Below are 13347 nucleotides of genomic sequence, written 5' to 3' on the forward strand. Positions count from 1 at the left end.
GGCCGGAATCAGCCGCCGCCAATAGCGTGGACCACTTCGACCTGGTCGCCGTCGTTGAGCTGCGTGCTGTCGTGCAGACTGCGTGGCACGATATCCAGGTTCAATTCCACTGCCACCCGGCGCCCGGTCAGCTCCAGGCGGGTCAGCAGCGCCGCGACGCTTTCGCCAGCGGGCAATTCATAAGGTTCACCGTTCAATTGAATGCGCATGCGCACGGCCACCATTGTGCGTTGGGGGCCAGCATTCTAGCTCCGATCAACGCGTTAACCCAAGGGCGGTGCACGCCATTAGTCGTGATTGTGGACCGCTTGGTCAGCCTAAACGCCATGCTGCCATGCCCAGGCAGACCCAGCCGGCCAGGAAGCACAAGCCGCCGATAGGGGTGATGATGCCAAGCTTGCCCAGCCCACTGAGGGTCAGCAGGTACAGGCTACCGGAGAACAGCACGATGCCCAGGGCGAACAGACCACCGGCCCAGCCAACCAGGCGCCCCGGCAAGTGCGCCGCGAGCAGCGCGACCCCGAAGATTGCCAAGGCATGTACCAGTTGATAGGTCACTCCGGTTTGGAAGATGGCCAGGTAATCTGCGCTCAGGCGGTTTTTCAGCCCATGGGCGGCGAATGCGCCCAGGCCGACACCGGTAAAGCCGAAAAAGGCGGCGAGCATGAGGAAGGTGCGAAGCATGGGACGACTCCTGGGATCGGGTCTGTATAATGGCCCGTTCCACCGGTCCGGCCAAGCCATCGCCATGCTGTCATCCCTACTCCGTCGCCTCGCCCGCGCCCTGTTCTGGTTCGCTGCCGGCAGCATCGTGCTGGTGCTGGTGTTCCGCTGGGTACCGCCTCCCGGCACGGCATTGATGGTCGAGCGCAAGGTGCAGTCGTGGGTCAGTGGCGAGCCGATCGACCTGCAGCGCGACTGGCAGCCGTGGGAAAATATCTCGGATAACCTCAAGGTCGCGGTCATCGCCGGTGAAGACCAGAAGTTCGCCAACCACTGGGGGTTCGACATCCCCGCCATCCAGGCGGCGCTAGCCTATAACGAGCGCGGCGGCAGCATCCGTGGTGCCAGCACCTTGACCCAGCAGGTGGCCAAGAACCTGTTCCTGTGGTCGGGTCGCAGTTGGTTGCGCAAGGGGCTGGAGGCCTGGTTCACGGCGCTGCTGGAACTGTTCTGGTCGAAAGAGCGGATCCTCGAGGTCTACCTGAACAGTGCCGAATGGGGCAAAGGGGTATTTGGTGCCCAGGCTGCGGCGCGCTACCACTTCGGTATCGATGCCAGCCGCCTGAACCGCCAGCAGGCTGCTCAATTGGCTGCGGTGCTGCCCAGCCCCATCAAGTGGAGCGCCAGCCGGCCGAGCGCCTACGTGGCGAGCCGGGCAGGCTGGATTCGCCGGCAAATGAGCCAGCTGGGTGGGCCGAGCTACCTGATGCAGCTGGATGCTTCGCGCAGGCCCTGAATTGATACGCTGACTTTGACTGCCCCTTCCCGAGGCCGGTAAAGCATACGCAAACAAAAAAGCCGCTCACCCTGTCATGGGCCAGCGGCTTTTCAGTGCATCAGGCGCCAATCACGCAGCAATCAACGCCTTCACCTTGTTCATCGCATTCTTTTCCAGCTGGCGAATACGCTCAGCCGAAACGCTGTACTTGTCTGCCAGCTCATGCAATGTGGCTTTCTCTTCAGCCAGCCAGCGCTGGTAGAGAATGTCGCGGCTACGCTCGTCCAGGCCCTGCAAGGCTTCATGCAGGTTGCTGGTGGAGTTGTCGCTCCAGTCAGCGTCCTCAAGCTGCACAGCCGGGTCGTAGCGATGGTCTTCCAGGTAATGTGCAGGCGACTGGAAGGCGCTGTCGTCGTCCGCCTCTGCTGCCGGGTCGAAGGCCATGTCCTGGCCACTCAGACGGCTTTCCATCTCACGCACTTCACGCGGCTCGACGCCGAGGCTTTCAGCCACGCGGTGCACTTCATCGTTGTTCAACCAGGCCAGACGCTTCTTCTGGCTGCGCAGGTTGAAGAACAGCTTGCGCTGGGCCTTGGTGGTAGCCACCTTGACGATGCGCCAGTTGCGCAGGATGAATTCGTGGATTTCAGCCTTGATCCAGTGCACGGCGAACGACACCAGGCGCACACCCATTTCCGGGTTGAAGCGCTTGACCGCCTTCATCAGGCCGACGTTGCCTTCCTGAATGAGGTCGGCCTGGGCCAACCCGTAGCCAGCATAGCTGCGGGCGATATGTACGACGAAGCGCAGGTGGGCCATCACCATTTGCCGAGCGGCCTCAAGATCCTGCTCATAATAGAGACGCTCGGCCAGATCACGCTCCTGCTCGACAGTCAGCAGCGGGATGCTGTTGACCGTGTGCACGTAGGCTTCCAGGTTTGCACCGGGAACCAGGGCATAGGCAGGTTGCAACGATGTGGTCATTCAAGAACCTCCGACTTACCAGACTCGTGCCTTGTGAGCACTGCCAACATAGACCTGGAACCAAGGTGCAAGTTCCAAAAATGAAAAATTGTCAATGCTGGCTCAGAAAACTATCGCGGGGCCAACTCGTTCAAATGCCGAGCCACCGCAATCCATGCACCGATATACCCCAACAGTACCGCCCCGATCAAGAGCGACAGACCATCGGATGCTGGCACACCGCCCAGGGAGAAGTCGCTGCCGTAGAGCCCGGACAGCCCTACCACGGCCTCGTTCAGCCAGTTGAGGCCGAACGCGAGGATACCCCAGGCAAGCAGGCCCGCACCCAGGCCGTACAACGCGCCCATGTACAGGAAAGGCCGACGGACGTAGCTGTCGGTGCCGCCTACCAGCTTGATGACTTCGATCTCGGTACGGCGGTTTTCAATATGTAGACGAATTGTGTTACCGATTACTAACAGCAAGGCAGAAATAAGCATCACCGCCAGGCCGAAGACGAACCGGTCGCCCAGCTTGAGGATCGCCGCCAGGCGCTCCACCCACACCAGGTCGAGTTGTGCATTTTCCACCCGCGGCAGCTCGGCCAGACGTTGCCGCAGCGCCTCCAGAGCCGGCTTGTCGACTTCGGTCGGGGTCACCACCACGACACCAGGCAGCGGGTTGTCGGGCAGTTCACGCAGGGCTTCGCCCAACCCGGACTGCTGCTGGAACTCTTCCAGCGCCTGCGCTGGGCTGATGTACAAGGCATCGGCCACCCCAGGCATGCCTTTGATCTCTTGGCCCAGGGCCTCGCCCTCCTTGCTGCCCGCGTCGAGCTTCAGGTACAGGGAAATCTGCGCGGCGCGCTGCCAGGAGCCCCCCAGCTTCTCGACGTTCTTCAACAGCAGCGAAAGGCCCATGGGCATGCTCAGCGCCACGGCCATCACCAGGCAGGTGAAGAAGCTGCCGATCGGCTGCTTGCCCAGGCGACGCAGGCTGTCGGCCAGGCTGGCACGGTGGCTGTCCAGCCAGGCGTGCAACAGCGTGCGGAAGTCCGGGCCGTCATCATCATGCTCGCCGCGCTTTTTCCGGGTATCCGCGTCGGCGGCCTTTGGGGCGACCCGCTCGGAAACCTTGGGTGTACGTGTAGTGCTCATTGCCCGGCCTCCCCATCGCCGATCAGACGGCCGCGCTGCAAGGTCAGCATGCGGTGGCGCATGCGCGCAATCAGTGCCAGGTCATGGCTGGCGATCAACACCGTGGTACCCAGCCGATTGATGTCCTCGAACACCCCCATGATCTCTGCGGCAAGGCGCGGGTCGAGGTTACCGGTGGGTTCGTCGGCCAGCAGCAAGGCGGGCTGGTGGACGATCGCACGAGCGATACCGACCCGCTGCTGCTGGCCGGTGGACAGGTCGGCCGGGAACAGCTCACCCTTGTCGACCAGCGACACACGCTCCAGCGCCGAATCCACGCGTTTGGCGATCTCTGCCTTGGACAGGCCGAGAATCTGCAGCGGCAGGGCAATGTTGTTGAAAACGGTGCGGTCGAACAGCAACTGGTGGTTCTGGAACACCACCCCGATCTGCCGACGCAGGAACGGGATCTGCGCGTTGCTGATCTGGCCCAGGTCCTGCCCTGCCAGCATCAACTTGCCGCTGGTGGGGCGTTCCATGGCCAGCAGCAGGCGCAGCAAGGTGCTCTTGCCGGCCCCGGAATGGCCGGTGACGAACAGGAATTCGCCCCGGCGCGCCCGGAAACTCAGCTCATGCAAGCCAACATGGCCGTTGGGGTAGCGCTTGGCAACCTGTTCGAATCGGATCATGGGTGCTCTCGCTCGGCAAACAGAGCCTTGACGAACGGCTCGGCTTCGAAGGTGCGCAGGTCGTCGATACCTTCACCCACGCCGATGAAGCGGATCGGAATGTTGAACTGCTTGGCAAGGGCGAAGATCACGCCACCCTTGGCGGTGCCGTCCAGCTTGGTCAGGGCCAGGCCGGTCAGCTCGACGCTCTGGTTGAAGTATTTGGCCTGGCTGATGGCGTTCTGGCCAGTACCGGCATCGAGCACCAGCAGCACCTCATGCGGCGCCTCGGCGTCAAGCTTGCCGATGACCCGGCGAACCTTTTTCAGCTCTTCCATCAGGTTGTCTTTGGTGTGCAGCCGGCCGGCGGTATCGGCGATCAGCACATCGACGCCACGGGCCTTGGCGGCCTGCACGGCATCGAAGATCACCGACGCGGAGTCGGCACCGGTGTGCTGGGCGATCACCGGGATCTGGTTGCGCTCGCCCCAGACCTGCAACTGCTCGACGGCGGCAGCACGGAAGGTATCACCCGCGGCCAGCATGACCTTCTTGCCCTCGAGTTGCAGCTTCTTGGCCAGCTTGCCGATAGTGGTGGTCTTGCCGGCGCCGTTGACGCCTACCACGAGGATCACATAGGGCTTGTTCTGCGCCTGGATCTTCAGCGGCTGCTCGACCGGGCGCAGCAGCGCGGCCAGTTCTTCCTGCAGCGACTTGTACAGGGCATCGGCATCGGCCAGCTGTTTGCGCGCAACCTTCTGGGTCAGGTTCTGAACGATGGTCGAGGTCGCCTCCACGCCAACGTCGGCGGTCAGCAAGCGTGTTTCGATCTCGTCTAGCAGGTCATCATCAATGACTTTCTTGCCCAGGAACAGGCTGGCCATGCCTTCGCCGATGCTGGCGCTGGTCTTCGACAGGCCCTGCTTGAGGCGAGCGAAGAAGCCGGGCTTGGCAGGTTCGGCAACGGCTGGGGTGACGGCCGCGACGGCCTGTTCGGGGGCCGGGCGCTCGGGAATCGCTGGCGGGGCTTTTGGCTCAAGGTCTGGAACCAGGGCGACCGGCTCTTCGGCAACGGGCAAGACCAGGTTGCTGACCGGGGCTTCGGGGGCTGCTGCGACTGGAGCAGGGCTTTCGAGCTGCGCAGCAGCGGGCTCAGCACTCGCAGGCAACTCCGCTCTCACAGAGGCCGGGACAGGCTCGGGAACCGGCACTGGCTCAGGGGCTGGAGCAGGCTCAGGGACCGGTGCAACCTCAGGAGCCGGAGCGGGCTCAGGGGCCGGTGCGACCTCCGGGGCCGGAGCAGGCTCAACGACAGGCGCAGGCTGGGGGGCCAGTACCGGCTCAGCGGGACGTACCGGCTCAACGGCAGGCGGGGGCGCTTCGGCAACCACCGGCTCGGCCGCAGCCGCTTCAGGCTGCTCGGCGGCAGGCTGCGGCGATACCGGCTCTACTGCCTGAGCATCAGGGGCTTGTGGCTGTTCGGCGACAGGTTGCTGCGGCTTCTTGCGAAACCAGCTGAACAGGCCTTTTTTCTCGCCAGCCTCGGCCGGCGCTTTTTTGTCGTCGTTGGAACCAAACATGGAAGACGGCTATCTCAGGGTAGCGATGGGCCAGCAGCGGCTCATCTGGAATTCTCTAAACGCAGAACAGACTGTTTTGAAGCCGGCTGGTTCATGCGCAATGTTTTGTCTTAATGGACCTGCAGGCCAGAACGGCGACAGGCATGGTCGCCAGGCAACCGGATCAGTATCCTAGCACCTCCTGGCCCGCCGACGCTAAACCCTGCGGGCCGCCGAACAGGTTAAACACCTTATGAATGCTCTAGCCCGCCGCGCCGCTGGCCTGTTGCTCAGCACGCTCTGCCTGCCGCTCGCAGCCTTTGCCGCCGATGCGCAACCCACCCACGAATTCATCCTCGACAACGGCCTGAAAGTGGTCGTGCGCGAGGACCACCGCGCGCCAGTGGTGGTTTCGCAGATCTGGTACAAGGTCGGCTCCAGCTATGAGACACCCGGCCAGACCGGGTTGTCCCACGCTCTGGAACACATGATGTTCAAGGGCAGCGCCAAGGTCGGCCCCGGCGAAGCTTCACGCATCCTGCGCGACCTGGGCGCGGAAGAGAACGCCTTTACCAGCGACGACTACACCGCCTACTATCAGGTTCTGGCCCGCGACCGCCTGCCGGTGGCTCTGGAGCTGGAGGCCGACCGGCTGGCCAGCCTGCACCTGCCGGCCGATGAGTTCAGCCGCGAAATCGAGGTGATCAAGGAAGAGCGCCGCCTGCGCACCGACGATCAGCCAAGCGCCAAGGCTTTCGAGCTGTTCCGCGCCATGGCCTACCCGGCCAGCGGCTACCACACCCCGACCATCGGCTGGATGGCCGACCTCGAACGCATGAAAGTCGAGGAGCTGCGCCACTGGTACGAGTCCTGGTACGCGCCGAACAACGCCACCCTGGTGGTGGTCGGCGATGTTACCGCCGCCGAGGTCAAAGGCCTGGCGCAGAAGTACTTCGCCACTATCCCCAAGCGCGCCGTGCCGCCGGCCAAGCTGCCGCTGGAGCTGGCCGAGCCAGGCCGGCGCCAGCTGACCCTGCACGTGCGCACCCAACTGCCAAGCCTGATCTACGGCTTCAACGTACCGGGCCTTGCCACCGCCAAGGACCCGCGCACCGCGCACGCCCTGCGGCTGATCTCGGCCTTGCTCGACGGCGGCTACAGCGCCCGCCTGCCTGCGCGCCTGGAGCGTGGCCAGGAACTGGTGGCCGGCGCCTCGTCCAGCTACAACGCCTTCACCCGCGGCGACAGCCTGTTCATGATCTCGGCTACTCCTAACGTACAGAAGCAAAAGACGCTCGCCGATGTCGAGAAAGGCGTCTGGCAGTTGCTCGATGAGCTCAAGACCACCCCGCCGAGCGCCGAGGAACTGGAACGTGTACGCGCCCAGGTGATCGCCGGCCTGGTCTACGACCGCGACTCCATCAGCAGCCAGGCCACCACCATTGGCCAGCTAGAGACGGTCGGCCTGTCCTGGAAACTGATCGACAGCGAACTGGACGAACTCAAGCGCGTGACCCCCGAAGATATCCAGGCCGCCGCACGCACCTATTTCACCCGCGAACGCCTGAGCGTTGCCCATGTACTGCCTGAGGAGTCCGCTCATGAGTGATTGCAGCGCACCACGCTACACCCTGATCGGCACGGGCATCATCGCACTGGTGGTGGCGATGACCTGCGTCCTGGCTCGCCCTGCCCACGCCGAAACCGACAGCACCGCGGCCCGCCCCGCCAATACCCTGCAGTCGCTGGCCGAGCTGGACGGCAAGGCCCCCAGCCGGCGCCAGCTGAACATCCAGAACTGGACCACTGCCGAAGGTGCACGCGTACTGTTCGTCGAGGCCCGCGAGCTGCCGATGTTCGATTTGCGCGTGACCTTCGCCGCCGGCAGCAGCCAGGACGGCAACACGCCGGGCCTGGCCACCCTGACCAATGCCATGCTCAACGAAGGCGTTGCCGGCAAGGATGTGACCGCCATCGCCGAAGGCTTCGAAGGGCTCGGCGCAGACTTCGGCAACGGTTCCTACCGCGACATGGCGGTGGCCTCGCTGCGCAGCCTGAGTGTGAAGGACAAGCGCGAGCCGGCCCTGAAGCTGTTCGCTGAAGTAACCGGCAAGCCGACCTTCCCGGAGGACGCACTCAAACGAATCAAGAACCAGCTGCTGGCCGGTTTCGAATACGAGAAGCAGAACCCCGGCAAGATCGCCGGCAAGGCGTTGTTCGGCAAACTTTACGGCGACCACCCTTACGCCCATCCAAGCGACGGCAGCGCTGAAAGCATCCCGGGCATCACCCTGGAACAGCTGCGCGCATTCCACGCCAAAGCCTATGCAGCGGGCAACGCGGTAATCGCACTGGTCGGCGACCTCAGCCGCGAAGAGGCCGAGGCGATTGCCGCCCAGGTCTCCGCCGCCCTGCCCAAAGGCCCGGCACTGGCCAAGCCTGCGCAACCCGTCGAGCCCAAGGCAGGCACCACCCACATCGACTTCCCGTCCAAGCAGACCCACCTGATGCTGGCCGAGCTGGGCATCGACCGCCAGGACCCGGACTGGCCAGCCCTGTCGCTGGGCAACCAGATTCTCGGTGGCGGCGCCTTCGGTACCCGCCTGATGAGCGAAGTGCGGGAAAAACGCGGCCTGACCTACGGCGTATACTCGGTATTCAGCCCGATGCAGGTGCGCGGCCCGTTCATGATCAACCTGCAAACCCGTGCCGAACTCAGCGAGGGCACACTCAAGCTGGTGCAGGGTATCCTTGCCGACTACCTCAAGAACGGCCCGTCCCAGCAGGAACTGGACGACGCCAAGCGCGAACTGGCCGGCAGCTTCCCACTGTCGAACGCCAGCAATGCGAGCATCGTCGGCCAATTGGGCGCCATCGGCTTCTACAACCTGCCACTGACCTGGCTGGAAGACTTCATGCAGCAGTCCCAAGCGCTGACCGTCGAGCAGGTCAAGGCAGCCATGAACAAGCATTTGGCAGCCGACAAACTGGTGATCGTTACCGTCGGCCCGAGCGTGCCGCAAAAACCGCTGCCAGCCCCTACTGACAAACCCGCCGAGCAGCCCCTCGGCGTACCGGAGCACTAATGCCTAGATCCACCCCTCCCGCCCGCCCTCAGCAGGGCCAAAGCAAGGGTCAGGGCCACCTGCGCATCATCGCCGGCGAGTGGCGCAGTCGCCGCCTGGCGGTGCCTGAAGGCGAAGGCCTACGGCCGACCACCGATCGGGTGCGTGAAACCCTGTTCAACTGGCTGGCGCCCTACATCGAAGGCGCCCGGGTGCTGGATGCCTTTACCGGCAGTGGCGCCCTGGTGCTCGAAGCGTTGTCCCGCGGTGCTGCAGATGCCGTCGCACTGGACAGCAACGCGGCAGCTATCAACAACCTGAAGAACAACCTGGAAATCCTGCGCTGTCCGCGCGGGCAAATCCTCCAGACCGACGCCCAGCGCTACTTGCAAGCCCCGGCCAAGCAACAGTTCGACGTCGTGTTTCTCGATCCGCCGTTCCATCAGGACCTGCTGGCCAACACCTGCAACCTGCTTGAGCAGAACCAGTGGCTTCGCGAGCAGGCGTGGATCTACACCGAGAGCGAAGCGGCACCCTCTACCCTGCAAATGCCAGGCAACTGGCGCCTGCACCGCGAAAAAAAGACCGGCCAGGTGCATTACGCGCTGTGGCAGCGCGCCTGAACGCAGGCCCTAACTATATAGCGCAGGCAAGCGCACAATCTCGCCGAAGCTGCTCCTGGTCACCCCAACCAGGAGCACTTGAGCAATGCCATCGACTCCCCCGTTTACCCTCGACGACCAAACGGTGTCAGCCGGCATCGACTCCATCGCGGATGCCACCCCCACATCGTTGCAGCATTTCACACTGGATAACGGCCTGGCTGTCTATCTGCGTGAAGACCACAGCACCCCGCTCGCCGCAATCCAGCTCTGGTACCACGTTGGCACCAGCCATGAACCGGCCGGCCATACCAACCTCTCGCACCTGCTGGAACACCTGATATTCGAAGGCAGCCGCAAACTCGAAGCGGGCCGATACACCCAGGTGATCGCGCGGCTCGGCGGAAAGGCCAATGCCACTACCACCGATGACGCAACGGCATACGATGTCCTGTTACCCGCGGCACGATTGCCGATTGCACTCGAAATAATGGCGGATGCCATGGCGGGCGCAACCTTTGGCCAGGCAGACATGGAACGGGCAGTCAAAGCGATCGAAGACGAGCGCCGACTCAAAGTCGAAAACGCTCCTGCACAGCAGGCAGCTGAACGGCACATAGCGCTTGCTCACGGCAGCAGCCCGTATGCCACGGCGGCGTTTGGCAACCCGGCAGACCTGAACAACATGCGCCTGGATACCGTGCGCACCTGGTATCAAACGTGGTATCGGCCCAATAACGCCACCCTCGTGGTGGTGGGCGCCGTCGACCTCCCCACGCTTCGCCAGCACGTGAGCCGGTATTTCGCCAGCATCGCCAGGGCCCCGCTTGGCGCAGCACCGGTCCCCCGGCATGACGCGCACCTGCAGGAGCGAAGCCAGAAGCTGAAATTGCCAGGCCTGCGTGATGGTTTGTTCATGTCCTTCAATGCACCAAGCCACGCCACGGCCACCGAGGCAACCACAGTGCCTGCCTTGGGCGTGCTCTGTGAAGTGCTTGGCAAAGGGTTCAGCGCAAGGCTCTACAGCGAGCTGGTGCGAGACCGACGGCTGCTCAAGGGCATCGGCCTGTCATATGAGCCAATGGTGCGTGGCGACACGCTGTTGACCCTTTCAACCTATATCAACAGTCAAAGATCCACCCACGAGCACGCCGTAGAAGCGATCTATACCTTGATCGATACCCTGCGCCATACGCTGCTTTCCCCCCAGGAACTGGAGCGCGCGAAACTGCGCATGCTTACCCGCCGCCTGTTCAGCCGCGACAGCGTCACCCTGCAAGCTGGGCGCATCGGCGCAGCGGCGGCCGCTGGTCTGTCTCCCTCGCTGATCGATCAAGAAGCCGAACGTGTCCGCCACCTCGATAGCGCGACATTACGACAGGTAGCGTTCGACTACCTGAGCCGCGAAAGGCTGACCATCACTCATCTGCAAACAGGAGCACCGGCATGAACAAACCTCTTTCCACCAGCAGCATGCCACTGATTTGCAAGGGCCCCATGACCGATACCGCCGTGGCGGCAATGGCCCGGCTGGAGTCCACGCAAGGCCTGGACCTGGAGCAGCACCAGCCCTTGCCGGCCCAGATACAGCAATGGCAGACCGACGAAGGCGCCAAGGTCAGCTTCATGCCATCCCATGACCGCCCGATATTCGACCTGGCGCTACGCTTTCGCGCTGGCAGTGCGCTCGACGGCACTAGCCCGGGCCTGGCCGCCCTTGTCCTTTACAGCCTCGATCAGGGTACCGAGCATCTGGATGCCGCCCAATTCGCACAGGCCATCGAGGGGCTGGGTGCGATCATGGCAAGGCAAATGAACCAGGATGAGGCCGTGATCACGCTGCGCTGCCTGAGCCTGCCGGCACTGCGTACAAGCGCCCTGCAACTGCTCACGCAAATGCTGGCACGCCCCGCCTTCCGGGAAGAAGCCGTCGCAGGTATCCGCGAACGACTGCTCAACTACCTTGGCGCAATGGCATCGACCCCGGTCTTTGGGATGTCCCACGCGACAATGAGCCATGTGTTCGATGGCCACCCCTACGCCAAACATTGGGCTGGCACGCCTGAGAGCCTCAACCAGATCGACGAGCAGCAGCTGCGCGACTTCCACCGACGTGCCTACTCTGCCAACAACCTCGATATCGGCCTGGTGGGCGACCTGTCGCGCGACGAGGCGCAGACACTCATCACGGAACTCCTTCAGGCGCTACCGCAACACTGGGCAGGACAGCCCCCGCCACCGGCGCCGTTGCCAGAGGCCCTCACTCGGCATCAAGAACACACCGCAAGTACCACACGGGCCACGCTAACTCTGCTGCTGCCCATATCACCCGACAAGCCAGGGTATGCAGCTTTGACCATGCTTGACGAAATCCTCGGCAGCGGTTTCGAGTCGCGTCTGACACAAGAGCTACGAAGCCGTCGTACCTTGACCTACACCATCCGCTCGTCGCTCAAACCCTTTGATGCGGCGAGCCTGCTGCAGATTGAATGGGACGTCGCACCCGAATACCGCGATGCCTCGCGTGAGCTGGTTTCCGGGATGCTGGCTTGCCTGCGCGAGCATGGCCCAAGCCAGGCGGAGTGCGACATGGCGCGCAACCAGATAGCAGGCAGGTTGCATCGCACCATGGCGAGCAACGCAGAGCTGGCCAAGAGCCTGGCAACGTCAAGCCACCTTGGCCAACCTGCAGATCATTTTGCAACCTACATCCAAAACCTGGCAGCCCTGACGCCCAAGGACATTCTCGAAGCCGCGCGCATATGGCTGAGCCCTGCGCAGGAAGTGTTCATCACTCTCGGCCCGCCCCATGCGCAACAACCTTTGCCCGAGCTGCCCTGACCGACCAATAGCGCAAGTACAACGGCGGTGTTTCATGGCAATCTAGGCAGGCACAACACGAGTCGCCCAGCATGCCCAGTCTTACCGCCACATTCCGCCCGGCCACCGGGCTGTCCAACCCTCACCTGCAAACCCTTTGGGGCCCGCTGTGGCGCAAACTGCCTGCATTTGAACGCAAGCGTGAGCGCCTGTGGCTGGCCGATGGCGACTTCATGGACCTCGACTGGCACGGGCCCCACCAGCCAGATACACCGCTGGTGCTGGTGTTGCACGGCCTGACCGGTTCGTCCCATTCGCCTTATGTCAAAGGCCTGCAGCAGGCGCTCGATGCCCGCGGCTGGGCCAGCGTTGCGGTGAACTGGCGTGGCTGCTCGGGGGAGCCGAACCTGCTGGCACGCAGTTACCATTCCGGGGCCAGCGGGGACCTGGCCGAGGTCGTCGCCCACCTGCGCGCTCAACGCCCGCTGGCCCCCTTGTATGCCGTCGGCTATTCACTGGGCGGCAATGTACTGCTGAAGTACCTGGGTGAAAGTGGCAGCGCCAGCCAACTGCAGGCGGCCGTGGCGGTTTCCGTACCGTTTCGCCTGGATCAGTGCGCCGACCGCATCGGCCAAGGCTTTTCCAAGGTGTATCAGGCGCATTTCATGCGTGAAATGATGGCCTATGTGCAGATCAAACAACGGCATTTCCGCGCACAGGGCCATCATGAAGGCCTGGCCGCGCTCGACCGGCTCGGGTCGTTGCGCAAGCTGCGTACCTTCTGGGATTTTGACGGCAAGGTGACCGCGCCACTCAACGGTTTTGACGATGTACACGACTACTATCGTCGCTCATCCAGCCGCTACTATCTCGGGGAAAACCGCACGCCGACGCTGATCATCCAGGCAAACGATGATCCGTTCGTATACCGCCACAGCCTGCCCACCCCCAGCGAGCTGACGCCGCAAACTCAGTTCGAGCTGCATGAGCGGGGTGGACATGTGGGGTTTGTCGAAGGCAGCCTGCGAAATCCGGGGTATTACCTTGAGCGGCGGATTCCGCAGTGGCTGGTGGATAGGCGATAACCCGGCGT

General features: G+C 63.2%; 12 protein-coding genes and 1 pseudogene. 7 read left to right on the plus strand and 6 right to left on the minus strand.

From position 1 onward, the window contains the following. Positions 1 to 8 precede the first annotated feature (8 nt). Positions 9 to 209: a sulfur carrier protein ThiS gene (gene thiS, locus ACMGGN_RS20640; RefSeq protein ID WP_033702586.1), complete on the minus strand. Its 201-nt coding sequence runs from the start codon at positions 207 to 209 to the stop codon at positions 9 to 11. Between the two features lie 103 nt (positions 210 to 312). Continuing rightward, positions 313 to 684 carry a DUF423 domain-containing protein gene (locus tag ACMGGN_RS20645; RefSeq protein WP_012312304.1) on the minus strand — a complete coding sequence of 124 codons (372 nt, stop codon included), beginning with the start codon at positions 682 to 684 and terminating at the stop codon, positions 313 to 315. Between the two features lie 64 nt (positions 685 to 748). Between ACMGGN_RS20645 and mtgA the strand changes: the two genes are divergently transcribed. Then, positions 749 to 1459, plus strand: a complete 711-nt coding sequence (mtgA, locus tag ACMGGN_RS20650; RefSeq protein ID WP_161871751.1) for a monofunctional biosynthetic peptidoglycan transglycosylase — start codon at positions 749 to 751, stop codon at positions 1457 to 1459. A gap of 111 nt (positions 1460 to 1570) precedes the next feature. Here mtgA and rpoH read toward each other — a convergent pair whose 3' ends face one another. The 4 genes from rpoH to ftsY form a co-directional block, all read right to left on the minus strand. Further along, on the minus strand, positions 1571 to 2425 hold the full coding sequence (rpoH, locus tag ACMGGN_RS20655; protein WP_012312302.1) for an RNA polymerase sigma factor RpoH: 855 nt from the start codon (positions 2423 to 2425) through the stop codon (positions 1571 to 1573). Between the two features lie 110 nt (positions 2426 to 2535). After that, entirely contained in the window at positions 2536 to 3561 is a 1026-nt protein-coding gene (gene ftsX / locus ACMGGN_RS20660) for a permease-like cell division protein FtsX (RefSeq protein WP_046787033.1), read from the minus strand. Next, positions 3558 to 4229 carry a cell division ATP-binding protein FtsE gene (ftsE, locus tag ACMGGN_RS20665; RefSeq protein ID WP_039601211.1) on the minus strand — a complete coding sequence of 224 codons (672 nt, stop codon included), beginning with the start codon at positions 4227 to 4229 and terminating at the stop codon, positions 3558 to 3560. Before ftsE ends, ftsX begins: the two co-directional genes overlap by 4 nt. After that, positions 4226 to 5788, minus strand: a complete 1563-nt coding sequence (gene ftsY / locus ACMGGN_RS20670) for a signal recognition particle-docking protein FtsY (protein ID WP_174141020.1) — start codon at positions 5786 to 5788, stop codon at positions 4226 to 4228. The genes ftsE and ftsY overlap by 4 nt, the downstream gene beginning before the upstream one ends. Before the next feature lie 232 nt (positions 5789 to 6020). On the opposite strand from ftsY, the gene ACMGGN_RS20675 reads away from it, so the two are divergent. From ACMGGN_RS20675 to ACMGGN_RS20700, 6 genes and pseudogenes are all read left to right on the plus strand, one after another. Beyond that, the gene (locus ACMGGN_RS20675; RefSeq protein WP_414156256.1) at positions 6021 to 7376 is read left to right on the plus strand and encodes a M16 family metallopeptidase; all 1356 of its coding nucleotides are present in this window, start codon (positions 6021 to 6023) and stop codon (positions 7374 to 7376) included. 124 nt (positions 7377 to 7500) lie between these two features. Then, positions 7501 to 8853 (plus strand): annotated as a pseudogene (locus ACMGGN_RS20680) (M16 family metallopeptidase); the annotation flags it as partial. Next, on the plus strand, positions 8853 to 9455 hold the full coding sequence (gene rsmD / locus ACMGGN_RS20685; RefSeq protein ID WP_012312296.1) for a 16S rRNA (guanine(966)-N(2))-methyltransferase RsmD: 603 nt from the start codon (positions 8853 to 8855) through the stop codon (positions 9453 to 9455). The pseudogene ACMGGN_RS20680 and the gene rsmD, both read left to right, overlap by 1 nt. An 85-nt stretch (positions 9456 to 9540) precedes the next feature. Further along, the gene (locus ACMGGN_RS20690) at positions 9541 to 10884 is read left to right on the plus strand and encodes a M16 family metallopeptidase (RefSeq protein ID WP_196997342.1); all 1344 of its coding nucleotides are present in this window, start codon (positions 9541 to 9543) and stop codon (positions 10882 to 10884) included. Then, complete coding sequence (locus tag ACMGGN_RS20695) at positions 10881 to 12275, plus strand: M16 family metallopeptidase (protein ID WP_414156257.1); 1395 nt, start codon at positions 10881 to 10883, stop codon at positions 12273 to 12275. The genes ACMGGN_RS20690 and ACMGGN_RS20695 overlap by 4 nt, the downstream gene beginning before the upstream one ends. 71 nt (positions 12276 to 12346) lie before the next feature. After that, positions 12347 to 13339 (plus strand): hydrolase, encoded by a 993-nt coding sequence (locus ACMGGN_RS20700; protein WP_414156258.1) that lies wholly within the window; start codon positions 12347 to 12349, stop codon positions 13337 to 13339. Positions 13340 to 13347: the final 8 nt, after the last annotated feature.

The sequence above is a fragment of the Pseudomonas sp. BNK-30 genome (assembly GCF_047456185.1).
GTDB lineage: Bacteria > Pseudomonadota > Gammaproteobacteria > Pseudomonadales > Pseudomonadaceae > Aquipseudomonas > Aquipseudomonas putida_E.

What these genes read in the sequence shown, in the direction of transcription:
- thiS (WP_033702586.1), bottom strand. Translation starts at nt 209, where the DNA reads ATGCGCATTCAATTGAACGGTGAACCTTATGAATTGCCCGCTGGCGAA.
- ACMGGN_RS20645 (WP_012312304.1), bottom strand. Translation starts at nt 684, where the DNA reads ATGCTTCGCACCTTCCTCATGCTCGCCGCCTTTTTCGGCTTTACCGGT.
- mtgA (WP_161871751.1), top strand. Translation starts at nt 749, where the DNA reads ATGCTGTCATCCCTACTCCGTCGCCTCGCCCGCGCCCTGTTCTGGTTC.
- rpoH (WP_012312302.1), bottom strand. Translation starts at nt 2,425, where the DNA reads ATGACCACATCGTTGCAACCTGCCTATGCCCTGGTTCCCGGTGCAAAC.
- ftsX (WP_046787033.1), bottom strand. Translation starts at nt 3,561, where the DNA reads ATGAGCACTACACGTACACCCAAGGTTTCCGAGCGGGTCGCCCCAAAG.
- ftsE (WP_039601211.1), bottom strand. Translation starts at nt 4,229, where the DNA reads ATGATCCGATTCGAACAGGTTGCCAAGCGCTACCCCAACGGCCATGTT.
- ftsY (WP_174141020.1), bottom strand. Translation starts at nt 5,788, where the DNA reads ATGTTTGGTTCCAACGACGACAAAAAAGCGCCGGCCGAGGCTGGCGAG.
- ACMGGN_RS20675 (WP_414156256.1), top strand. Translation starts at nt 6,021, where the DNA reads ATGAATGCTCTAGCCCGCCGCGCCGCTGGCCTGTTGCTCAGCACGCTC.
- rsmD (WP_012312296.1), top strand. Translation starts at nt 8,853, where the DNA reads ATGCCTAGATCCACCCCTCCCGCCCGCCCTCAGCAGGGCCAAAGCAAG.
- ACMGGN_RS20690 (WP_196997342.1), top strand. Translation starts at nt 9,541, where the DNA reads ATGCCATCGACTCCCCCGTTTACCCTCGACGACCAAACGGTGTCAGCC.
- ACMGGN_RS20695 (WP_414156257.1), top strand. Translation starts at nt 10,881, where the DNA reads ATGAACAAACCTCTTTCCACCAGCAGCATGCCACTGATTTGCAAGGGC.
- ACMGGN_RS20700 (WP_414156258.1), top strand. Translation starts at nt 12,347, where the DNA reads ATGCCCAGTCTTACCGCCACATTCCGCCCGGCCACCGGGCTGTCCAAC.